Origin of the sequence: Dyadobacter endophyticus (assembly GCF_014641595.1) — a bacterium.
GTDB classification, from domain to species: domain Bacteria; phylum Bacteroidota; class Bacteroidia; order Cytophagales; family Spirosomataceae; genus Dyadobacter; species Dyadobacter endophyticus.
Window position 1 is genome coordinate 36,286 of the sequence record NZ_BMIA01000009.1, and the last position, 20,622, is coordinate 56,907.

Annotated in this window: 26 protein-coding genes; 13 read left to right on the forward strand and 13 right to left on the reverse strand. The window is 40.2% G+C overall.

Going from position 1 to position 20,622, the window contains the following annotated elements:
• The first annotated feature begins 226 nt into the window (after window positions 1–226).
• Window positions 227–2,023, forward strand: coding sequence for a type IV secretory system conjugative DNA transfer family protein (locus IEY24_RS31970; protein WP_188939368.1), 1,797 nt, complete (start codon window positions 227–229; stop codon window positions 2,021–2,023).
• Here the strand turns inward: IEY24_RS31970 and IEY24_RS31975 are convergent.
• From IEY24_RS31975 to IEY24_RS31995, 5 genes are read right to left on the reverse strand one after another with little or no spacing between them, the layout of a single operon-like run.
• Entirely contained in the window at window positions 2,016–2,381 is a 366-nt protein-coding gene (locus IEY24_RS31975; protein ID WP_188939369.1) for a hypothetical protein, read from the reverse strand. The genes IEY24_RS31970 and IEY24_RS31975 overlap by 8 nt on opposite strands.
• Window positions 2,356–2,889 carry a M23 family metallopeptidase gene (locus IEY24_RS31980; protein WP_188939370.1) on the reverse strand — a complete coding sequence of 178 codons (534 nt, stop codon included), beginning with the start codon at window positions 2,887–2,889 and terminating at the stop codon, window positions 2,356–2,358. The genes IEY24_RS31975 and IEY24_RS31980 overlap by 26 nt, the downstream gene beginning before the upstream one ends.
• Window positions 2,886–3,074 carry a hypothetical protein gene (locus tag IEY24_RS31985; protein ID WP_188939371.1) on the reverse strand — a complete coding sequence of 63 codons (189 nt, stop codon included), beginning with the start codon at window positions 3,072–3,074 and terminating at the stop codon, window positions 2,886–2,888. The genes IEY24_RS31980 and IEY24_RS31985 overlap by 4 nt, the downstream gene beginning before the upstream one ends.
• On the reverse strand, window positions 3,071–4,132 hold the full coding sequence (locus IEY24_RS31990) for a relaxase/mobilization nuclease domain-containing protein (protein WP_188939372.1): 1,062 nt from the start codon (window positions 4,130–4,132) through the stop codon (window positions 3,071–3,073). The genes IEY24_RS31985 and IEY24_RS31990 overlap by 4 nt, the downstream gene beginning before the upstream one ends.
• The gene (locus IEY24_RS31995) at window positions 4,129–4,479 is read right to left on the reverse strand and encodes a MobC family plasmid mobilization relaxosome protein (RefSeq protein ID WP_188939373.1); all 351 of its coding nucleotides are present in this window, start codon (window positions 4,477–4,479) and stop codon (window positions 4,129–4,131) included. Before IEY24_RS31995 ends, IEY24_RS31990 begins: the two co-directional genes overlap by 4 nt.
• 351 nt (window positions 4,480–4,830) lie before the next feature.
• Between IEY24_RS31995 and IEY24_RS32000 the strand changes: the two genes are divergently transcribed.
• The 6 genes from IEY24_RS32000 to IEY24_RS32020 all read left to right on the forward strand — a co-directional run bounded on the left by IEY24_RS32000 (window position 4,831) and on the right by IEY24_RS32020 (window position 9,521).
• Window positions 4,831–5,253, forward strand: coding sequence for a hypothetical protein (locus tag IEY24_RS32000; protein WP_188939374.1), 423 nt, complete (start codon window positions 4,831–4,833; stop codon window positions 5,251–5,253).
• A gap of 79 nt (window positions 5,254–5,332) precedes the next feature.
• On the forward strand, window positions 5,333–6,037 hold the full coding sequence (locus tag IEY24_RS32005) for a P-loop NTPase family protein (RefSeq protein WP_188939375.1): 705 nt from the start codon (window positions 5,333–5,335) through the stop codon (window positions 6,035–6,037).
• Window positions 6,034–6,483 (forward strand): hypothetical protein, encoded by a 450-nt coding sequence (locus IEY24_RS32010; protein WP_188939376.1) that lies wholly within the window; start codon window positions 6,034–6,036, stop codon window positions 6,481–6,483. Before IEY24_RS32005 ends, IEY24_RS32010 begins: the two co-directional genes overlap by 4 nt.
• Before the next feature lie 797 nt (window positions 6,484–7,280).
• Window positions 7,281–8,207: a replication initiation protein gene (locus IEY24_RS32015; protein WP_188939377.1), complete on the forward strand. Its 927-nt coding sequence runs from the start codon at window positions 7,281–7,283 to the stop codon at window positions 8,205–8,207.
• A 38-nt stretch (window positions 8,208–8,245) separates the two neighbouring features.
• Entirely contained in the window at window positions 8,246–8,344 is a 99-nt protein-coding gene (locus tag IEY24_RS33265) for a DUF4134 family protein (protein ID WP_498068486.1), read from the forward strand.
• Window positions 8,345–8,813: 469 nt separating this feature from the next.
• A complete protein-coding gene (locus IEY24_RS32020; RefSeq protein ID WP_188939378.1) occupies window positions 8,814–9,521 on the forward strand; it encodes a SprT-like domain-containing protein in 708 nt (235 codons plus the stop codon).
• Window positions 9,522–9,613: 92 nt separating this feature from the next.
• Here the strand turns inward: IEY24_RS32020 and IEY24_RS32025 are convergent, their stop codons facing one another.
• The gene (locus tag IEY24_RS32025) at window positions 9,614–9,859 is read right to left on the reverse strand and encodes a hypothetical protein (RefSeq protein WP_188939379.1); all 246 of its coding nucleotides are present in this window, start codon (window positions 9,857–9,859) and stop codon (window positions 9,614–9,616) included.
• A gap of 10 nt (window positions 9,860–9,869) precedes the next feature.
• Window positions 9,870–10,466, reverse strand: coding sequence for an AAA family ATPase (locus IEY24_RS32030; protein ID WP_188939380.1), 597 nt, complete (start codon window positions 10,464–10,466; stop codon window positions 9,870–9,872).
• Window positions 10,467–10,981: 515 nt separating this feature from the next.
• Between IEY24_RS32030 and IEY24_RS32035 the strand changes: the two genes are divergently transcribed.
• Window positions 10,982–11,173 carry a hypothetical protein gene (locus tag IEY24_RS32035; protein ID WP_188939381.1) on the forward strand — a complete coding sequence of 64 codons (192 nt, stop codon included), beginning with the start codon at window positions 10,982–10,984 and terminating at the stop codon, window positions 11,171–11,173.
• Window positions 11,174–11,689: 516 nt separating this feature from the next.
• Here IEY24_RS32035 and IEY24_RS32040 read toward each other — a convergent pair.
• The 3 genes from IEY24_RS32040 to IEY24_RS32050 all read right to left on the reverse strand — a co-directional run bounded on the left by IEY24_RS32040 (window position 11,690) and on the right by IEY24_RS32050 (window position 14,471).
• Window positions 11,690–12,301 (reverse strand): hypothetical protein, encoded by a 612-nt coding sequence (locus tag IEY24_RS32040; RefSeq protein ID WP_188939382.1) that lies wholly within the window; start codon window positions 12,299–12,301, stop codon window positions 11,690–11,692.
• A gap of 633 nt (window positions 12,302–12,934) precedes the next feature.
• A complete protein-coding gene (locus tag IEY24_RS32045) occupies window positions 12,935–13,750 on the reverse strand; it encodes a helix-turn-helix transcriptional regulator (protein WP_188939383.1) in 816 nt (271 codons plus the stop codon).
• A 154-nt stretch (window positions 13,751–13,904) separates the two neighbouring features.
• Window positions 13,905–14,471, reverse strand: coding sequence for a GNAT family N-acetyltransferase (locus IEY24_RS32050; protein WP_188939384.1), 567 nt, complete (start codon window positions 14,469–14,471; stop codon window positions 13,905–13,907).
• Between the two features lie 418 nt (window positions 14,472–14,889).
• Between IEY24_RS32050 and IEY24_RS32055 the strand changes: the two genes are divergently transcribed.
• The 5 genes from IEY24_RS32055 (at window position 14,890) to IEY24_RS32075 (ending at window position 18,770) form a co-directional block, all read left to right on the forward strand.
• Entirely contained in the window at window positions 14,890–15,537 is a 648-nt protein-coding gene (locus IEY24_RS32055; RefSeq protein WP_188939385.1) for a hypothetical protein, read from the forward strand.
• 131 nt (window positions 15,538–15,668) lie between these two features.
• A complete protein-coding gene (locus IEY24_RS32060; RefSeq protein WP_188939386.1) occupies window positions 15,669–17,162 on the forward strand; it encodes a sensor histidine kinase in 1,494 nt (497 codons plus the stop codon).
• Between the two features lie 106 nt (window positions 17,163–17,268).
• Complete coding sequence (locus IEY24_RS32065) at window positions 17,269–17,706, forward strand: hypothetical protein (RefSeq protein WP_188939387.1); 438 nt, start codon at window positions 17,269–17,271, stop codon at window positions 17,704–17,706.
• A gap of 4 nt (window positions 17,707–17,710) precedes the next feature.
• The gene (locus IEY24_RS32070; protein WP_188939388.1) at window positions 17,711–18,154 is read left to right on the forward strand and encodes a hypothetical protein; all 444 of its coding nucleotides are present in this window, start codon (window positions 17,711–17,713) and stop codon (window positions 18,152–18,154) included.
• Between the two features lie 211 nt (window positions 18,155–18,365).
• Window positions 18,366–18,770 (forward strand): hypothetical protein, encoded by a 405-nt coding sequence (locus IEY24_RS32075; protein WP_188939389.1) that lies wholly within the window; start codon window positions 18,366–18,368, stop codon window positions 18,768–18,770.
• A 3-nt stretch (window positions 18,771–18,773) separates the two neighbouring features.
• Here the strand turns inward: IEY24_RS32075 and IEY24_RS32080 are convergent, their stop codons facing one another.
• Genes IEY24_RS32080 through IEY24_RS32090 form a run of 3 tightly spaced genes read right to left on the reverse strand, consistent with a single transcriptional unit; the run spans window position 18,774 to window position 20,614 of the window.
• On the reverse strand, window positions 18,774–19,226 hold the full coding sequence (locus tag IEY24_RS32080; protein ID WP_188939390.1) for an RES family NAD+ phosphorylase: 453 nt from the start codon (window positions 19,224–19,226) through the stop codon (window positions 18,774–18,776).
• A gap of 9 nt (window positions 19,227–19,235) precedes the next feature.
• On the reverse strand, window positions 19,236–19,832 hold the full coding sequence (locus IEY24_RS32085; RefSeq protein WP_229223378.1) for an MbcA/ParS/Xre antitoxin family protein: 597 nt from the start codon (window positions 19,830–19,832) through the stop codon (window positions 19,236–19,238).
• Window positions 19,829–20,614, reverse strand: a complete 786-nt coding sequence (locus IEY24_RS32090) for an Fpg/Nei family DNA glycosylase (protein ID WP_188939392.1) — start codon at window positions 20,612–20,614, stop codon at window positions 19,829–19,831. The genes IEY24_RS32085 and IEY24_RS32090 overlap by 4 nt, the downstream gene beginning before the upstream one ends.
• Window positions 20,615–20,622: the final 8 nt, after the last annotated feature.

The following is a 20,622-nucleotide window of genomic DNA, read 5'->3' on the forward strand; positions in this document are numbered from 1 at the left end:
TTATATTTGGAACAAAAATTTTTTTAATCAAATGACGATGGAAAGCATAAAGGAAAAGGAGTATAGTGTTACAATGCACTACTTAAATTTATCTATAACTATCTTATTATCAGTACTATTAGTGGCTGTGATAGGTATATCAAGAGGGGCCATCAACCTACCTTATATAGGTGAAAAATTATACTACCTATTTCTAAAAAACACCCTTTTTTTCGAAAAAAAATTTTTGGCTTCACTGGTATTCATCAGCCTGATCTTCTTGGCAATGCAAACGCCAGCCAAGCCGAATATCAAGGCCACCCGGAAAAAAGGTGACTTTTACCTGATACTCGGCGGTCTTGCTTATGTAGCGATCCTGATCCTGGATATTCCAGAGAAGAACTACTATCTATATACGTTAGTGATTCTGCTACTTGTGATGTGCATTGCAATGATCAATGGAGGGGTGATTTTCAACAGCATGGTTTACGTCCCGGTGAAAGACATATTCAATAATTACAATGAACAGTTTCCACAAAATGAAAAATTGATAGAAAATGAATTGAGCGTAACCTATTATCACCAGTATCAATATAAGAACAGTTGGAGATTAGGAGTGGTACCGGTGATTGCGCCGGACCGCTCGGTTCTTATCATGGGTAGCCAAGGTTCCGGTAAAACCTACACCCTATTTAATCCTGCAATCTATCAGCAAATAGAAAAAGGGTTTTCGCTGAATGTCTATGACTATGCTTACCCCGATTTAAGTCTGGTTACATTCAACGCCATGATGGCCGCGTTGAAATCCAATAAATACACCTGGGGAAAAACAGAGGACAATGAGCCGGTGATACCGGAATTTAACTGCCTTACATTTGAAGATTTGAGGCGCTCAAACCGATGCAACCCATTTCAGGAACGTTACATGTCAACCATCGACGATTGTAATACGATGGTAAAAACCTTACTCTTCAATCTGAATAAATCGTGGATCAATAAAGAAGGAGATTTCTGGGCGGTGTCAGCCGTCAACCTGTTAACTTGCTATTTGTGGTTCCTGCGGATCATAGAACGGAATAACCCGGATCATGAGGTTTTATCAAAAGTCTGTACGCTTCCTCATGCAATTCAACTACTGACCGTTGACATTAACGAGGTCATCAATGCTATTTCCTGTGAACCGGAATTGGATGCATATAGCAATATGTTTGTCCAGGGTTTGAAAAATCAGGCGGGTTCGCAAATTGCCGGTCAAATCGCGTCTACACAATCGTCCCTGGCTCCCCTCTCGTCGCCAAATGTTACGTGGGTAATGACGGAAAACGACATGGAGCTGGAAATTAATAATCCTGACAGCCCGCGCGTAATCACAATGGGGAACTACACTCTAAAAGATGCAGTGTACGGTGCCGCAATCTCGGTCTACAATTCCGTGATCATGAAACGTTCCTACCGTTACAGAGATCGTAAATTCGCATTTTTCCTCGACGAGCTGCCTACCATTTTTGTGATGGGATTGGACCAGTACATAGCTACAATCCGAAAACACAAAGGTTGTGTCTGGATGGGGATACAGGATATGGAGCAATTGACGAAAAACTACGGCCAAAACTCGGCTAACGTTATTGTAAATACTGCCGGTACTGTGATGGTGGGGCTAGTGAATGGCTCGACCGCGGAGAAAGTCAGCAAGATGTTCGGGAAGACAGAACAGGAAAATTACTCGGCCAGCTTCAATAAGGACACATCAGTAAGTTTCAATACACAGGCCAAAGAGCTGCTTCCAGCCGCCAAGATCAGCAGTCTTACGCAAGGTCAGTTTGTAGGAAAGATAGCTGACCGGTACGAATCACCCATTGACCTGAAATTATTTTCAGGTCAAATGGTGGTGCCTGCAATTGAACCGGTTACCAAAGAGCTGCCGTTAAAGTATAACATCACTGAGCAAGAGATGGAGAAACTTGTGAACGATCACGCGAAAAAGATTAGAAACGACATCAAAGTGATAAAAGACTACTGTATAGAAACTTATGGCGTTAGTTGATCCTCAAAGCGTGGATATTGATGTTTTTATAACTGTATATTAAGACACCATCAGGGGCGGTTTCACTAGGAACCTCCCCTTTCACTTTGTAGAAGCTTGCGACCGACGTTCCTACATCGACGTTATTTTCCTCAAAGTACTTGAACATAGCACGTATGTTCTTAAAAACCAGAATCTTCGATTTATTTGTAAAGTCGTCAGCCCTTAAAGTCCAGTACTGGTAAGCCTCAGGAAATTTTTCGGAAACTTCGACGAGTATTTCAGTATTCGCATCAGGCGAATTAACGGGGTAGAAACGTCTGTTACTGTCGTTTTTCTTTATCGCATATTTCCTAATGTGAACTAGATATATTGTCATAAAATAAGAGAATAAAATACAGGGGGTTCAGGTTTTGATTGTTGCGCTTGACCTCATAATGAATGTGTTCGCCGGTAACTACACCCGTAGCCCCAGACTTTCCAATCAGCGATAACAAGTCAACTTTCTGCCCTACTTCGACAAATATAATAGACAAATGACCATAAAGCGTAGAATAACCATTACCGTGATCAATTTCCACAAAATTACCGTATCCCTGCGAAAATTCTGCCCTTTTGACTAAGCCGGAACCTGTTGCGACCACGTCTGCATTCTTCACAGAAATGTCGATCCCGTCATGGTGTCGGAGTCCACCCCACTTGGGATGTGTTCGGTAACCATACAATGACGAGATTGACAACCGGGAGATTTTTGTAGTCGGAAGAATACAAGGTATATGCAACGCTGCGATCTGATCACGCCGATAAAGCTCCCGAAACTCACGCTTGATAGCAAGTTCCTCATTGGGGTTAAAAGCCAGTGCCAAGAACAATGCTAACTCCCTCATTTCCAGTTAAATTTTTCCTTCAGAAGTTTTTCCGGTATCCCATTGCTCCCGGTAAATAGTTTCAAAGGCTTCACTTTCGGTTTGGGATCAGCTTTCTTAGCCTTCTTCACGTTAATGTTTTGGACAATGAAATACAGCACATATAATAGCGATGCACAAAACATGGCGTAGGTTGCAAGTGTCATAGTTCAAGATTTTTAGATTGTGATTGCTGTTTTGCTCCTTTGTTTTTCAGTAAATAGCTCTTCCCTCTCCGTTTCCGTTTTATTCCGTACTTATCAGTCAACTCCTTGTCGCCGGAGTTGACCGTAACAATGTTGAATGCCTGGCTCTTATCTCCCACTGGTGTTGCATGTTTATCATCGGAACCGATCAGAACATTTACAATATTCTTTGATTCCCTCTTAAAGTCCAAGCCAGCAGTCTTATCGTCACTGGCCTCCCGCCCTTTACCTACTTTGCCCTGGCTCACTCCCTTTTCCCCCGCCTTCTCGTTTCTATTAAGATAAAATACCGCGTGTAAATCTTCGGGCCTGTATATCTTTCTGTCAATTTTTACGCGATCATCCTTCAAAAATTCCGGAGTAATCTTACTAGATTCCAGTAATTTGTTGAAGTGGTGAAAGTTCTTCGCAGATTTTAGAATTTCAGAATCATTCCGTAACTTCTTAATGTCTTCATCCTTCGATCTGATTTCCAACACTCCTTTCGTTAAAGCAACTTCCTTTTGATTTTTAACCAGTGTTAACCTGTTTTTTAATGCCAGTGCAACCCCACGTTCAACAGTCTTATTGTTTAACTTCCAATCGTTCTCCTTCTTGAAATTATTCTGTACCTTATGGTAAATTATATGATAATGCGGATTATTAGTATCCTTATGCTTAATGGCGACAAACTTTGTCTTTTCCAAACCTGCCAACTGTATGTAGTCGTCCAAAACTTTATTCATACCATCCTCTTTAAGCTTCTCAGCATCTTCCTTCGTAAAGCTCAAAATTTGATGGCCGATTAGATTATTCTTGTTGTCAGGATTTTCAAGCAGATATTTAGACGTTCGGTCATTAAACTGTTGCTTTAATTCAAGTATCCCTTCCTTATCATGGGGTGAAAAAGGTACCAACAAATCATCCGAGTAGCGTATCACCTCTGCTCCTTTATCTTTATGGTCTAACTCCCTTCCTTCAAACGCGTAGTTAATAAGCCCGTCAGAAAATTTACCAGATTTTAAATTCCTAGCGATCATTCTTTGAATTTTTTCAGTTCTCTCTTGATCTCTCCTAGTAATTCGGTGGCCGATTGCGCTACACTTTCAATTCCACCTGCATTCGCTCTATATGCGATCTGGTTCAGATTGTTCGCCATACCTATCAAACTGCGCTTTAAATCTAACTCTTCTTCTGTAAACGGCGCTACAATCTCTACTTCAAGAATAATCTTGCTGCAATATTCCGAAACCGTCAAACTAAACTTCCCTGCCCTTTCTTCGATTTCCTTTGCTTTCGCGGGAGTCGTCCAAAAAACTATCCGCTCAGACTTTTTATGCTCCGCTGACTTCTTTGGCCTACCAGCTTTTTGTCTTTCTATACTCATAGATCACCTAGATAGGTTTGCCCTGGATAACGACCACGGAGTGGCAAGGTGGTGCTTGCACCAGTTTTTGAGGCACTCAAAAACCCCCCTTGCTTCCAATCGCCATGAACAAATTTAACATTTCTGACAGGAAAAACGCAATCAATAGATAAAAAAAGGTCTCTTAGAGTCTGCTAAGTTGTAAGTCAGATAAAAGTCAGTATAATGTCAGAAAATAGTCAGATAAAAGTCAGGATAATTTATTGATTCTCAGAACGTCAGGAAAAAGTCAGAAAAAAGTCAGGATAAAGTCAGGATAAATATTTGCTTTTCATTTTTCAAAACTTTTACTTTGAATTAAACATAAACAGCATGGTAACAACAGCTCAGGAAAAAGAAATTATCGATCAAGTCATACAGATGCGAACGGCCAACAAAAAAAAATGGGCGTACTTAATATATGACACCATAGAGGAAAAACTTTCTATGAATATGTCATATGAAAGTATCGCAAAGTGGCTATCCGAAGAAGGCTTAGTTATTAGTATTAACGCGCTGAAAAATTTAATCTGGTACCATCAAAAAAGACTCGAGAAGTTAGAACAAAAAAAGAAAAATCTAAATTTAGGTAAGCAAACGCCAATGAAACGTCCACTGTATAAAAATGAAGAAAACAAATCTTTACTAGACGATAAATCTGACGAAAATTTAGAAGACCTTAATCTAAGGTTGCAACGAGGGGCAGATCAATTAAAGAAAAAAAATTTAGGGTTTGATGGCTTCGACGACTTATAAAAAATAGGTGAAGGCAAAAGCCCCCACCTACCCAAAAGAATATTAGTCCTTTTTTTTCAATAAACATACTAAAAACAATATGAAAAAGCAAGTTGTATTTATTGCGCAGTCAAAAGGTGGTGTTGGCAAGAGCTTCATTACTTGGTTTATAGCAAGAAACAAGAAAGATAGCCAAGCTGCATTTATTGATTTGGATAAATCTACTCGGACCTCCGATAGACTGAAAAGCATAGTTGGGGAGAAGCGAGTATTAGAATTGTCAATAATCGACGGTAATCTGAAATTAGATCGAGAAGGTTTTATAAACATTTTTGAGAAAATTTCTAAGGCAAAAACTGACGAATGGTTTGTTGATCTTGGGGCGCCTGAAAGCGATGAGCTTAGAAGTTTTTTTGCGAATGATGTACCTGCGGAAGAATTGAAGGAAATGTTGGAAGAACTTGGAATTGATCTTAAAATTTTCGTGGTCTTGGCTGGTGAAGATGCTTTTCACGCTTCGGTAAATTTTTACAAAGAACTCACAAAACTTACTGGTGATAACATTAACGTAATAGCGGTCAAAAACGAAGGAACCTTTGGATCGCTCGAAAGTCAAGAGCACGGAGACGCATTATTGTCCGAGCTTGGGATAGATTTTGTAAAGGTCGGCAAAATGCCTGTTGGTAACTCAGCTAACGAAATTATCTCACTGATGTCTGGCACCACGACAGAGGAAAAATTGACACTGGCTGGAAAAAGATCGTTAAGGAAGGTAACAGACGCTGTTAGTGAGGTACTACTATGAAATTCGATGTGAAAGAAATCAGGTTTGCCATCGCGCAAAAGTATGGTATCCCCGAATCGGAAATTGATGAAAGCGTTTTAGCCATTTGCTTGATCATTGACAAGAAGAATGAGGAATCTATCGCTCTGCTGAAAGATCAAAAGGCTGCAATCAGTCAGTCCCTGGACGAGATTAAACAGTTGCAGGCTAAAAAGTTCAAATCAGTCACTTACGAAGATCCCAAAACGGCTTTCTGGGGAAATTTCGGTTCAAAAGGAATCATTGGAGTGTGCTGCGCGCTTGCACTGATCGTTGTCAGCTCAACCATTTCCTCCTGGTACGAAAACCGGGAACTGGTGCAAAACTTGCAAGTACTTAAAGCGCATGTGCAGGTCACAGAAGATGGGTACGTCATCAAGAAAGACAGCTATATCGTTACCAGGGACGGTATTCTTATCAAACCTTAAAGCAGTTGCGGGAGTAATTCCTGCAACTGTACATCTTCATCTCAATAACCTGAAATCATGAAAAAGATTGGACCTACCGTCTAGTATGGGACGGCTCTGTTGTCCTGCGTCCAGGAACTCCACGATATCAACACTACCGAAGACCTTGGGTACCGGTACTATCCAAAGAATAAAACAAAGTTATATGTTCAAAAAGGTACCATCAAATAGGAGTTCAATATTTAACCTGTATGCCTCAAACAAGGTTAAAAACTAATATGTATCTAAAAATGTCTGACATATTGGCATAAAAAATTTCATTACCTTTATGGGCCAACGGGTCGAAAGGTAACCAAGCACATTCATTAAAAAGCACCCATTTTATATTAGATTTTTTTTATTTTTTGATTGAAAAATACTATTTTATGAAAAATCAACATATAAAACCTGTTTTTTGCGCCGCGCCCCGGTTTTATCAAACAAAAAATTTCCATCCCTCTTTTCTATTTTTGACTTGTTTTTTTGAATTATTTTTTTGCCCTAAAAGATTAATATGCGCGTTGGGTACATCACAATGATTGTGAAAATTGAAAATATTGAAGGATATTGTAGTTGACGTAACTATTTGATTATCAATATTTTAATCCGTTTTTAAAACAGGTTTTATATGCCAAAAAACAGGTTTTATACGTCTAAAAACAGGTTTTATATGCCAAAAAACAGGTTTTATACGTCTAAAAAACAGGTTTTATATGCCAAAAAACAGTAAAATAAAAACAGGTGTTTTTTAAATGCTGTTTTTTCTTAAATTGCCTCTTATGATGGAAAAAGCAAAGGAGAAATCAACGAGCTTGCAGGTCAGGCAACACAATGCGATCACCGCAGCCAGGCACGAGCTATCTGCCGCGCAACTTGATTTATATTTCATGGTTCTATCCAAACTGAAAAACGGCGATCAGATCGGGACTAAGTACCGCATCAATGTTGCCGAAATATTCCAACTAACAGGTCGCAACTGGAACTATGTACAGCTTCGCGATGCTACGGAAGGATTGATTGGAAAAGTGTTTGAGATCGAGGAAAATGACGGTCTTTTGCAGGTTGCTTTAATGTCGAGCGCCAAGTATCTTAAAGGACAAGGCACAATTGAAATATCCATAGCGGGAGAACTACTCCCCTACCTGGTTGACCTTAAAAACAACTTCACCAGTTTTCAGCTCTATTGCGTGCTCTCAATGAGTTCGAAGTATGCAAAGTGGCTGTACGTTCAATTCTCACGCTGGAAAGATATTGGATTTATGAGTATCGATGTCGAAGATTTAAGGTATCGTCTCCACTTGAAGGACCCGGAAGGCAAACAACCTGAGCAGTACAAACAGTGGGGGCAGTTCAAGGATAATGTAATTGAACCGGCCATGAGGCAAATCAATGCTTCCTCTGACCTTCGTGTTACTTATAGTACCGAAAAAGCTGGGAAAACTATAACCAAGCTCCACTTTTTAATTAAGTCGGTCTCACAGTTTCAAACTATCATCCCATTTGAAATAGAAGAAGGCGATCAGGAAGCTATCCAGCTTAAAACGAGAATGATGGATATAGGTATTCTAGATCAAAACCTTATTAAACGTGTCTTAGACAGCACAGAACTACGAAAAAAAGCAAACAGGTGCCTCTTCGATATGAAGATAAGACGCGAAAAAATTGACAACCCTGCCGGTTATTTCCGCACAACGCTGGCAATTTAAGCTCTATAAATAATCTGTAACCGTAAAACTCGATAAACATGGAAGACCTTGCAATTCAAGCGATATACTGCATTGCTGCGGTGATCGGCTTATCTGGCGCTTTTAAGGTGTATAAGAACTGGCGACTTTACAGGTAGCCCGGAAGCCTCAAAATGAGGCTTTTTATATAAATATATAATTGAAAGGTACATTACAATTATTCTTTTTGCCTTCGGTATTTTTTCGTATCCCAACACCTTTGCCTCCCGGCCATGCAGACGGCGATAAATCGCTTTTGAGCACATCAAAACCTAAATCCGGCATCTACCCCTACCCCAATTCATCACGACTTGTCGCCGAATACATTCCAAAAATCACTTAGCGAAATTGGTGTCTACAATTTGGATGCAGCCAGGCGCATGGCCAAGATCCTAGCAAGAAAAAAGTGTCTACATTATTTCGCCGGCGTGAGCTGCTGGATGTAATTCCGGAAGGAATTTTTGCCTATACTACAATTGAACATTTCAATCAAAAAATAAAAAAAAAGCAGACTAAAAAACAGGTTTTATATGTTGAATAGTTTTCCTAAAAAGGTATATTTGTAAGGTACATTACAAATAAGTAGTCATGAATGGAATCACACAATTGCAATTCAAAACACTGGAAGAACTTTTTGACTATTACAATGCTGAATTATTCGGCAACCAATTGCAACCGTGTATCGTGAATCTTTCCCGGCACCGTAACGCTGCGGGTTTCTTTATTTTCGAAAACTGGCAATCGGTAAAGAAGGGAGACAAAAAACACGAGATTTCGATAAACCCGGATACCCTGTCGATGGGGTCAGAATATTGGCATAGTACACTTGTACACGAAATGGTGCATCAGTGGCAGTATGAATATGGTAAGCCGTCCCGATATAGCTATCACAATAAGGAATTTGCCCAAAAGATGAAAGAGATTGGTTTGCAGCCATCTTCTACTGGCAAGCCTGGGGGAGCGGAAACCGGACAAAGCATGGATCATTATCAGATTGAAGGAGGAAAGTTTTTGATTGCCTTTCGAAGAATATCAACGGCCAATCTCGAGGCGCTGCAACTCCCCTACCTGAATGCCAAGAAAGTCATTCATGGCTTTGATGATTCAACAGAAGAAGATACTGAACAGGAAGAGACAAGTGAGCCAACGGGAAAAAGTAAATCCGGGAAGAAAATAAAGTATATGTGTCCATGCGGCTGCAAGGTATGGGGAAAATCCGGCCTCGAACTGTTTTGCAAAATCTGTCAAGCCGACTTTACATGTGATCCCGATAACGTATCCATAGGTTTGGATTAACTTTTATTGCCACTAGGGTCGGTTTTGACCCTAGTGACGTGTCAAACTCAACTATCCGCAATACATAATTATATAAATATATATTTATATAATTATGTATTCTTCTTTAAATATGCTTCAAGTGCGTCGATACCTACTTGTTTGATGCTGCTGCCAGTACGTATAGCGTGCATTTTTAACTCATTAAATAGTTCAGTAGGTATCCAGAAATTGAGATGGCTAACATCCTTTTCCTCCTTCGGAACGATTGGTTTCACCTGTTGAATCGGCGCTGTGCTTGGCTTGTTCTTTATCATCCCGGCCAATCTAGACCGGTTTTCATCATATTCTTTGTTCATTGCTTATAAGTTAAGGAAGTAGACTAAAAATCTCCATCGACAAATCGACCATTTCGGTTTTGGCCTTATCATCATCACTGTTAAATACACCAGCAGTCATGGGAGACCGAGCGTAGCTAACTCTCTGGTTAATGGTCGTTTTCAGGATCGGTAAAGTATACTGGTCCAAAATTTCTTTCACTTCGTCATTTAGGTTTGTGCGGGTGAGCATATTTAACACAACACCGGCCTTTAATGACGGCTTTTTTTTCTTCGCCTGATCAAACAGAGCAATCGTCCCTCTCACGGCTAGGGCATCCAAGTAACCGGCCTTTGTTGGGATGAGCACGAAATCGCTCATAAGAAATATCTCTTGTAGCTTGTCGGTCAGATAAGGCGGCGTGTCTATAATAACAATATCATAACTTAGACGCGTGCCATTCTGAATCTTCGATAAGGGTATAAGATCAATGTCTTTAAGGAATGGGCTGATGTCTGAGATTGAACCCTGTAAATCCGTATCAGTGATTGCTACCTTCAAATCCTTACTTAGGCAGTAAGCCAGGTTAAGCGCGAGTGTTGTCTTACCTACACCACCCTTTTGATGTGCTACTGAAATAATAATCATATCGAGTGTATATATTTATATAATTATATACAAAGATAGCAAAAATGACCATCGCAGCATCATTTTAAGGTAAAAAATTTACATATTTATATATTTCTATATTTATATATTTATATAACCTTCGCGAAAGCAACTTCTAGAAGACAAATAAAATGTGCGCACAGCGACATAAGCCGGAAATGTGCCTTGATATCAATCTCAAAATTTCAACTCGACAAGTTCCTATTAGAATTTTCAATATTGGTATCATTTCTATGTTACTGATAACAACAATCGAATGGCGGCGTAGGAATGGTGTGATGATCACCCTCTAATCATCAATCTGGACAATGTGGATGTAATAAAAGTAGGTGGTAGTCAAGGCTACTACTTAATAGAGTTCTTTCGCTCGGAACATAAATCAAAACTGGAGGCCCCAATTTTCGTCGCTGAGTGGAAGTTCCTGACAGAAAGCGAGCGCAACGAATCGCTAAGGTCACTCATTAAGGAACACGGAACAAGAATCAACATCAAACATGAAAAATAAGGATCAACTCCTTCGGTCTCTGAGAAATACAGAGCGTCACTTTGACTATCATTCTGAAATGAGGCCACTTGACTTTGTGGAAAAGAACTCTGAAATAATAAGTGCCGTTGAGAAACAAGGCGAAATCACCGGAATTTTCCTCACAGATATGCTCTACATTGCCAAAAAAGCTACTGACTAGCCTACCAAATGAGCCATATGGTAACTATAACGTATAAACACAACTTAGCGATCCGGTTTGGGATCAATTTGCCGAATGTGGGTCAAAGACGTACAAAAATGGAATCGAGTAGGGCAGGGGATAGTCCTATATAAATATATATTTATATAGGACTCTGTTATACATAAATATGTATTTATATAGTTATATATTTATATAATTACATAACTACATAAATATATATTTATGTACTTGTTATGGTTTTAAGAGTTTGTTTTAATACGCTATTGGATCGCTAGGGCAGTCCAGGCTTAATAAGGTGTCTACATTTTAAGCCACGCAGCGCTCGCCTACAAAGATCCTGGAATAACCAAATGTCTACAAATCTCGCACCAATCTGAGGGTTGGCTCACCTGGTTGACAGTACAATAGTCTACACCACGCAATGCAAAAGGATAGCGCAGCCGACTGATCCAGGCGCGAGCTGCGCCTGGACTGTCTAAATTCTAGTAGAGTAGGAGACATAGCCCAGGCATTTTAGGCGTATGAACACCAGTATACTGCTTTCTTATCCCAATAATTTAGATATTGAACAGCATCGATACGGATGCCGTGTGTTCCTATACGCAGATGAACGGGCGCCTCGATGAATGAATCTTTAATACCTCTGGTCAATCCATGATCTACCGAGTTATAGGTTCTTAACTGTTCTATCTTTTGAATAGTGACAGACCGACCTTTCACGGCGACTATTTGAAAGAATTCAATCTTGATTTGATCACACCCACAAGCAGTGTAAAATATTTTTCCAGGCTGAATTTCCTTTTCGTTCTTCTTTTCTGCCCTAATTCGTCGTAGTCTCTTCGTTTCTACCTCCCTAAGAATCCTGCGGACATATGAATGATAATAGTCATTCAAACACTCGACGCTTTGAAATGACATGGTAACAACTGGATTAGTAGCTCTTCTCCCCTTAAATGCAATAAAAACATACTTTGATTCATCAATTAAAAACGTATGGCCGAAATTCTCCACCAACCTAGCCGAAGGATAGAGGCTTTTAAAGTATAAAACCTTCAACTCAAAATTGGATTTCTTAACTGGCAAAGGCCAGTTGTGTGTTAGTTTTTTGCTAGTTACTGATACCATAGCTTTCTACAATTAGAAAAATCTGAGTTTAAAATAGGCAAAGCGGTAACTGCATTCCAGTAAAACCGGAATGAGGATTTAGATGAAAGTTGAATTATCTGAAGGACTCAGCAAACGGATTACGGCCTAATTATTGAACCATGTTGAGAACAACACAGATTACAAAAAGCGCCTAAGAAATATTAAGTCCGCATTGATTGTAGCGTGGCTGCTGCTAAGTATTTAACAAGGGAAACCAAAGTTGCAAATAGTCAGGGTACTAGATTTTCTTATACCATCTTTCGTCCAGAACGATCGCAAGTTTTAACCAAGGTGGAAATCTACGCTGACCGTTTACACCATTGTCAGGGCGGGTGATCTGAGACCTTACGTTTGATTCTGTGAGTTTGGTGATTTTTGCAACATCATCATTGGTCAAGCCGTGACGGCGCTTCATTTCGTTGTAGCGCGAGTGCCAATTTGTGTCCATGACATTTTTATAAGTTGTCGTTAAGAATGATGCAAACAACCGGTAAGATATTCGTTTTGTCAATACGTATTTCAAGGAATTTTTACGTATTCACCATAAAAAAAAACGCATACGTAGCCTACGTAACTACGTAGACAATGTATGCGCTTTTTGGATATGTACTATTATTTGCTTGTATTATCCAATTTGTAGCCAAACTTCTTCGAAAACTCCTTTCGACCGCTTACCTGGGCCTTTTTATAAATTTTTTCGATATGAGTCCTAACAGTGCCGATACTGATTTCGAGTAAATCTGCGATTTCCTGATTCCTATGCCCTTTCAGAATCAAGATAGCGACTTCTTTTTCTCGTATGGTAAGCTTTATTTCCTCCATCGAGTTACCAATTTCGATGATATCCTGAGACAATTCGCCGGAAGGTTCAACACCCATATTGCTAATATTCCTCAAAACCTCATATTCCTCTCTGGATTGAATAATATGTTTCCTAAGAAACAGGATCGTAATAATAGCAAAGCCCGAATTGGTTAATAACACTTCCTTAACTTGTGATATTCTAAAATATGCACAAAAGGCTAATGACGCGTAAGGTATCACAGCTAGGTATACAGCAATCAATTCGAAATATTCCTTCCTTTCAATCTGATCTTTCAAACGGTACCGAATACCATCTAAAATTAAGTATCCTAACACAAGTCCATAAAGTGATGGAATAGCCAGACCAACATTTATTGCAACGTCAACGCTCTTTGTAAAATAAAATGCCACACCGAACAACAAGAAAAACGGAAAGTGAAGGAATAAAAAAATCCCTCTCGTAGCATGCCATTTTATTTTTTCAATGTTATAAGCTTTATAGAAATAGAATGGAAAGTAGGATGCCATAACGAACCCAGCTCCATAGGTCAGAATATACTGCGTCAGAAGGGGTATCATTGTAATCTTAGGATCAGGAAATAAACCACTCGCAGTGTTCTTCAATATTAATAATATTAGTAATATTAAATAGAATAATCTTGGTTTATCCGTCGGCCTTGAAAGAAAAAGTATCCCTTGAAAAACGAACATTACTGATTCAAAAATGATAAACAGTAATGTAATTAAGTGCATGTCAGTATTACCAATCAACATCAACCTATCCTCTAATTAAATACAGTGTGTAACCAAAATCCAAAGTGCTATACTCTGTTAATCCAGCGTTCTTGTAGAAGGGCAAATTTCTAATTGTAGATGTCTCCAAATAAATCGGGCGGTTCATACCGGCTGCATCCTTACGAATTTCTTGCAGGAACTTTGTACCAATACCTTTTCCTTGTAATTTTGGATTTACTGCAATAAACCACAAATAATAAATTGGTGTTTGCGGATAGTTTTGTGAAATTTTCTTTTCTCTAGCCATCGCCTTTGACACATTTCCAATACCGATTCCATTTATAACAAGATTCACTTCCCAAATTAAGCTTTTAAGGGTTGTTTTCTTGTTTTCAGGGAAACAAATTAATGCAACTGCATCGGAGTCGTCAGAAATTAAAACCTTACCAAAAGCATAACAGGTTTCAAAAGAATAATCCATTAGAGCGCGTACGCGCTCTTTGTGCCTATGGTCATTGGGGATTAAGTAATTAACACTTTTGTTTTCTAAGAACGAATCAGTTAAGATATTCAAAACTAAATCCTTGTCGCTTCTTGTAGCAAGCCTCATTGTAGAACTAATTTATAAATTATAGATGATAAGATTTCAATTTGTCGAATTCTATTTATTATAAGTATCTAACGAGAGGGGCTTTTCAAACTACTTGAAATGAGTAGCACACTATTTGTCAGCAAAGATAAAAATATGTTGGCGTTTACCAACATACCTTTACAATGACCACTCATTATCAATAAGTTACTAACTATTTAATTAAGTGAGGTGTTGCTTTTTCTATAATGCTTCATTGGTTTGAGCGCCTTTTCTCTACTCACTCTATAAAAGTTCAACCCGCCCTCTCTTGCGTATATAATTTCTAGGCTACTTTTGCAATATGACATAGGCGGCTAATTCATTGCAGTACTTTTTGTGTTCGACCACAGGGTCGAAAATTGGTACATTGCAGAATAGGCATTTTTACTAAATCAAAATGAGAAGAAAAATTGAATTGGTTGGGAGGTCGGTCAAGATGCACGAAACTGATCAGACGGCAGAAGACATCCATTTTTGGTTGAGTAAATCTCCCGGTGAGCGATTGGCGGCTGTAACGTATCTTACGGTTCACAGTCTACCTGACAGTCTTCAAGAGTTAAAAAGCCAGGTGATCGAAGGCAAGGAGATATTCTATCCTTTGTTCAAGAGTTTATTTCATTCTCTCAATAATTGTAAAGTTGAATACCTGACGGTAGGAGGGTACGCTATGGCATATTTCGGTTTGCCACGTTACAGCAATGATCTTGACATTTGGGTTAACCCAGCGCGATTGAATATGTCCTTATTATCCTCGGCGCTTATTGGCCTTAATCGTGAACGTCTCTTGGAGGCCATGATGCATGATATTCCGCAAGAAGTCAGTGTAAGATTGGGCACAAAGCCAATGGAGGTGGATATACACCTGAATCTGGGCCAGCTTGATTTTAACTCAGCATTTGCAAACCGGGAGGTTGTTGAAATATCTGGTATTCAAGTACCTTTTATTAGCAAAGCTGATTTTGTTGTCAACAAGTTGGCATCGACGCGAATACAGGATCTGGTTGATGGCAAAATTATCCAGTCAGGCCGCGGCCGAGAAGAATGAGGGCAGACCCGTTTCCTGCTTTTATCCGGCACCTTTTACTAAAGTTACAGTTAATCATACCAATATCACCAAAATCGTGACGGTCATCATTATTTTTTGATGCCGTCAGTGCCATCCGCTTTATTTACAAAATGGTAGCCGTAGATAAACTGGTTGGAGTATTGGCCCGTCGGAAAGACACCTGGCTGTATTTGGGGTTATTCTGTTGGATTTCAATCTCGTTCGAGGTTGGCCGGAACGACTACTGGACCGGATATTTTCAGGCACTTGTCACCTCACTATTGGTATGGTCTCCTGTCCTTATCTTCAATTGGGTGCGAGAGGGGAGGGGCATAGGGCGTTTCACAGGAAAGAGCCGGTGTCTCTGGTTGGGATGCTTTTTAGGATATCTACCAGTACTACTGATAATCTCAGGAGTGCTACTGGAACCAGAGCAACTTTTTTGGCCAGTGGTGTTTACAAGTGGGTTAGGTATAGCAGCGTTGGAAGGCACACTGGTCGTGGAAAGTAAATTTAACAGCCGTATTTACCAGTTGAAATGGGTACGCAAGCTAAACCTCGAAAAGGCGGTACTGGCGAGTATTGTTGGAATCGCATTGCTGTTAGGAGCAATGGCGGTATCGAGTCTGGATAACCCATTGTACCATTCTAAAAAGCAACTGCTCATTGGTTTTGAAATACATCTGCCGAAAATCGCTGCAAGAATTCCTACTTTCATTAGCTACTCGTTGCAACTGCTGGTAATGTACCTGGCAGGGTATTTCTTTTTTTATATCAACAGCCGTTGGCTCGTTCCTGTCGTCCTGAAAGAACAGGGGCTTTTTCATTATATTTTAAGTTCAGCATCGGTCATTGGTGTATTTTATCCGCTTTGGGGGCAGCTGCTCGCCGGTTTGCCATTCAGCAAAATTTTGGGAGGAGTATTTTCCGCTAATCCATTTGTGGCCGAGAATGCATTCGGTGCGGCGCTGGTACTAGCAATGAGCCTCCCGATACTGCTTGCAATAAATTGGGCAAGGCAAAACAGCCTGATTACAGCTTTGAAACATGAGAAGTCCGTTGCAGAGCTTGACCTTTTGAAACAGCAGTTGAACCCGCATTTTTTTTTCAATACACTCAATAATCTCTATGCATTGAGCTTGACACGGTCTGATCAGACACCTGATAGCATTTTGCAACTTTCGGAACTTATGCGTTATGTTGTATATAAGGCGAGCGAACCATTGGTGTGTGTGAAGGATGAAGTCAAATACCTGAACGACTACCTTCAATTACAGAAGATCAGACTAAGAAAGAGTCTGGATCTGCAATTCGAAGCCAAGATTGGAGATCGTAATCTATTAATCCCTCCATTACTCCTAATTGTATTCATTGAGAACGCATTTAAGCATGGGGTTGAAAATGCGGAAGGGCCAACTTTCTTGCATATCTCCCTTAAATCCGACGGACATTCTCTTAATTTCAACTGCAAAAATTCCTATGAGCCTATATCTAATTCTCATGCTGGCATTGGCCTAATCAACTTGCGCAAGCGGCTGCAATTGCTATACCCAGGAAAACACAGGATAGTGACCAGCGCTGAGCATGACATATTCGTGGCAAACCTCGAAATTGACCTTCAATAGGTTAATGGAAATTTACCCTCGACGACAAACCGGCACTCATAGTGATCCCCTGATTTTTTTGTTCCTTTGAAAATTAAACTGTCATTACAAATCGGGCTCATTTTGTATGGATCACATTTTCAAGGTCGTAGATGCGTCATTGGTAGATACTGAAATCGATCAGTACGTGTTGGACAGGCTTAAAAGAAAGGAATTTGGGCGAATGTCCGGAATTAGTGTGCTTTCCCGCATAGAGAAATTTGAAAAATCGTTGCTGGTCATATCGACAAGAATTCAATATATCGGCATGGAAAATGAAATGCCACTACCTGGCGTGACTGGTTACTACCTGACTATCATGGAGTTTATCCAATCCAACTTTTTCGAAACCGCTGATACCGATAAAAAATTTGAGGTGCTTCGCAAATGCTTCCATTTAAGTGAAGCACATGCATACGCAATGATGTGCCAGCAGGCATTAGAATATAGTCTTTCGGTGCCATTGATGGAACCGACTCCGGACCAAAAATTGAAAGATTGGAGTAACCAATTTCTAATCGGGTAAAATCATGGACTTTGTCGTACTATATACCTCAGGCTCTGAGCTAAATATTAATAAACACCTATTGGAGTCTTATTTGAGTAATAAAAACTCGGCCACCGCCGCAATGAAGTACCTGACAAAGATCAGTGAATACAAAGCAGGTCTGCTCACTCTAACAACAGAGCTCCGCCTTGCAGTAGCCATGCTTGACGATGACCAACCAGTAATAATTTCAAAACAAACAACCAGATTCAACTTCCCGGACCGTATGCTGTTGACCCGCGGTGCCTCCAAGCGTGCACAGGGTATTTTAAAAGACTGTATCGATCTGTCCCAAGCACATGCATACGGCGGCTTTCTTTACAAGGCGGCCAATATCGGGTTGCCCCTAGTCCCGTCGGCAGTTGCCCCATTTGAACAATATGAGTCAGTAATTAAGGATTTCTTGAAAAAACACGCTAAACTTTAAAAGTGATTTGGTCAATAGTTCGTCTAGTTTATATTTTGCGTCTAAGTTCCGGGGTAGGGCAAGCATGTTCAACCGTGGTGGGTTATTATGATCCTTACCCCAATTTTTCTCGCGTGCCTTCTACAACTGATCCATTCCACTATTATCGTGCTGGGTACTACCAAGTTTCAAAAATTCATCCTACTCCTTACCTTGGAATGAAATTGCACCTATGGATACCCCTGAATACAAAAATCGCCTTCCGGAAGAATTTACCTCTTGGACCCACTTTTACCACAGCATGAGGCTCTGGACACCTCTCACAATGTCTTCAAAGACCGGGGATAATCTCGAAATGTCGTTCGTAATTTCGGAAAGGAACGAGGGTATTAAGAACAACGGATTGATTAAACTGGACGTTGATTTCCTGAAAGCAAGGCTCTTTGAAGAAATACTGGAAAACTGCGAGTTTGAAGTTGATCTGGCAAAAAGAGTACGGGCTCTTGCCTTTACCCATCCTCGCCATGATGGTTTTCAGGATTGGAAGATCCACAGATTGATAAAAGGCATTATCTATCTGAGCAGTTTAAGGTATGATCATGATAGTCAGAAACTTCCAGATTTCTTAGATATTTAAGCGCTAATAAACGAATGTTCGGGGATCAAAAATAAATGGGTGAACCGCGTCTATAACAACATCCTTGATCATAGGATGCTCAGGGTTAATCAGATAATTATACTCAAAATGAACGATAGCAGACGGCACTCTCATACAGAGATACTTGCCTTCATCAAGCCATTGTCCACCTAACATACGCGTGTAGGACTGATTTACCTTCCAGTCACTTTTCAATTGTTCAACATCGATGATACCAAAATCAGGGATTGTTAAAAAGACAACAGAGTAGAGATCATCACGTGGTAAAATGTTGTTGTGTAAGTGAACACGAACTTCCCAAGCACTTAATGCGATACTACTTCCTGTATAAACCACGGCCCGGCCTACATCATTCCACCTTCCTCCATATGCTGCGGCTCCATAGCCCGATAATTCTCTAATGTGTGAGGTACTTGCGATACGATAAATCTTCATTCGAATGAATTATGCCGTCACACCATGAATAAGCCTACCCAGAAGCTGGGTAACAACCTCGATGTCAGACTTTAAATATGCCATTGGGAGTGAGCCGTTCAAATCAATATTAGGTAGTTGCAACCATTTATGGAAATCCTCTATGCTTCTAAAAATTTGACTCGCTCCTTTTTCATTCCACAAATATTCAATTTGTTTTTGAAGGTCGCTATCCTCTGACAAAAGAAGATCCGGGATATAATGCATCATTCCCGCCGATTTGATGTGTGATCCGCCGGAAACTGTATGAGTAATATGTATACCAGGCCCATCAGCGGCAGGAACTTTTCCAACACCTAAAATAATTGTCGAAGACTCCATCGGCAGAAGGTTTCCTTGATTCGAAGTCCAGATTTCTGGTACCCGCGGCTTAACATTGTCCGGAAAAGTGTGTACGGTAACGTATTCACCAACGGTTGTTTTTACCTCCTTTACCGGATTGCTCTTTACTATTTTACTTTTCCGTTCTTGCTTAGTCCCCATAAAACTTCCTTTTCGCTCTAACTCAAAATCATTACAACTTACCCAAAAAACGTTGAAATCCCAAGGAAAGTGCCTAAATCTCATAGGAAGACACTCTGACTCTCAGACCAATAGGTTCTTCTATTGTGGATAACTGCTCTCATAATTGGAAACCCCTTGGGATCATACATTCTCCCAGTGTTATGGATGATCAAAAAATCACGGCGGTCAGTGATCAGCTCTGCTGAACCTGTCAAAGTTGAAAGGCTTTCAGTAGCCCGATTAAGTACATTTTTTATAGCTGGGAGCAGGTCACGAAGTTTACCTTCAGGAATTTTGCCTACCCGCGATTGCGGGGCTACACCAATCTCCCATAATACTTCATCTATATAAGCACTTCCTAGCCCACATAGCTTTGGGTCCTTCATTAAAATTCCCTTAACTGGCTCATTTTTTCGCAAATAAGCTACTTTCTTCAAGTAGGAGAAAGTAAGCGATGGGTGCAATACATCCCATTCAGTCGCAAGCCTCGGGTTTAGCAGGAGTTGACTTTGCCCTAAGGCGTCTCGTACCCCAAAACCATCCCCAGACGAGAACACAATCTCAAACATGGGAGAGTTCTCTCGCCCCTGCGTACTCAATAAGTAAAATCTCGCTTTTTCAAAAACTCGAATTCCCAAAATCAGGCCATTATCCAAAACCAGGTGAAGCAACCTCCCAACCCGACGCACTTCAAGTAATGAAGAATTGATAGTCGCAGCGAAGATTGTTGCAGCAGGCTCATTAAGCCCATGTTCCCAATGTATATGCAAATCATTAATTTTCTGCCCTGCGAACCGTCGGGCAAGATTCTGTCTCAAAATAATAAGTTCTGGAATCCCAATCATACGCTCGG

Coding starts and splice junctions, on each gene's coding strand:
- IEY24_RS31975 (WP_188939369.1), bottom strand. CDS start 2,381: ATGACAATATATCTAGTTCACATTAGGAAATATGCGATAAAGAAAAAC.
- IEY24_RS31980 (WP_188939370.1), bottom strand. CDS start 2,889: ATGAGGGAGTTAGCATTGTTCTTGGCACTGGCTTTTAACCCCAATGAG.
- IEY24_RS31985 (WP_188939371.1), bottom strand. CDS start 3,074: ATGACACTTGCAACCTACGCCATGTTTTGTGCATCGCTATTATATGTG.
- IEY24_RS31990 (WP_188939372.1), bottom strand. CDS start 4,132: ATGATCGCTAGGAATTTAAAATCTGGTAAATTTTCTGACGGGCTTATT.
- IEY24_RS31995 (WP_188939373.1), bottom strand. CDS start 4,479: ATGAGTATAGAAAGACAAAAAGCTGGTAGGCCAAAGAAGTCAGCGGAG.
- IEY24_RS32000 (WP_188939374.1), top strand. CDS start 4,831: ATGGTAACAACAGCTCAGGAAAAAGAAATTATCGATCAAGTCATACAG.
- IEY24_RS32005 (WP_188939375.1), top strand. CDS start 5,333: ATGAAAAAGCAAGTTGTATTTATTGCGCAGTCAAAAGGTGGTGTTGGC.
- IEY24_RS32010 (WP_188939376.1), top strand. CDS start 6,034: ATGAAATTCGATGTGAAAGAAATCAGGTTTGCCATCGCGCAAAAGTAT.
- IEY24_RS32015 (WP_188939377.1), top strand. CDS start 7,281: ATGATGGAAAAAGCAAAGGAGAAATCAACGAGCTTGCAGGTCAGGCAA.
- IEY24_RS33265 (WP_498068486.1), top strand. CDS start 8,246: ATGGAAGACCTTGCAATTCAAGCGATATACTGCATTGCTGCGGTGATC.
- IEY24_RS32020 (WP_188939378.1), top strand. CDS start 8,814: ATGAATGGAATCACACAATTGCAATTCAAAACACTGGAAGAACTTTTT.
- IEY24_RS32025 (WP_188939379.1), bottom strand. CDS start 9,859: ATGAACAAAGAATATGATGAAAACCGGTCTAGATTGGCCGGGATGATA.
- IEY24_RS32030 (WP_188939380.1), bottom strand. CDS start 10,466: ATGATTATTATTTCAGTAGCACATCAAAAGGGTGGTGTAGGTAAGACA.
- IEY24_RS32035 (WP_188939381.1), top strand. CDS start 10,982: ATGAAAAATAAGGATCAACTCCTTCGGTCTCTGAGAAATACAGAGCGT.
- IEY24_RS32040 (WP_188939382.1), bottom strand. CDS start 12,301: ATGGTATCAGTAACTAGCAAAAAACTAACACACAACTGGCCTTTGCCA.
- IEY24_RS32050 (WP_188939384.1), bottom strand. CDS start 14,471: ATGAGGCTTGCTACAAGAAGCGACAAGGATTTAGTTTTGAATATCTTA.
- IEY24_RS32055 (WP_188939385.1), top strand. CDS start 14,890: ATGAGAAGAAAAATTGAATTGGTTGGGAGGTCGGTCAAGATGCACGAA.
- IEY24_RS32060 (WP_188939386.1), top strand. CDS start 15,669: ATGGTAGCCGTAGATAAACTGGTTGGAGTATTGGCCCGTCGGAAAGAC.
- IEY24_RS32065 (WP_188939387.1), top strand. CDS start 17,269: ATGGATCACATTTTCAAGGTCGTAGATGCGTCATTGGTAGATACTGAA.
- IEY24_RS32070 (WP_188939388.1), top strand. CDS start 17,711: ATGGACTTTGTCGTACTATATACCTCAGGCTCTGAGCTAAATATTAAT.
- IEY24_RS32075 (WP_188939389.1), top strand. CDS start 18,366: ATGGATACCCCTGAATACAAAAATCGCCTTCCGGAAGAATTTACCTCT.
- IEY24_RS32080 (WP_188939390.1), bottom strand. CDS start 19,226: ATGAAGATTTATCGTATCGCAAGTACCTCACACATTAGAGAATTATCG.
- IEY24_RS32085 (WP_229223378.1), bottom strand. CDS start 19,832: ATGAGATTTAGGCACTTTCCTTGGGATTTCAACGTTTTTTGGGTAAGT.
- IEY24_RS32090 (WP_188939392.1), bottom strand. CDS start 20,614: ATGATTGGGATTCCAGAACTTATTATTTTGAGACAGAATCTTGCCCGA.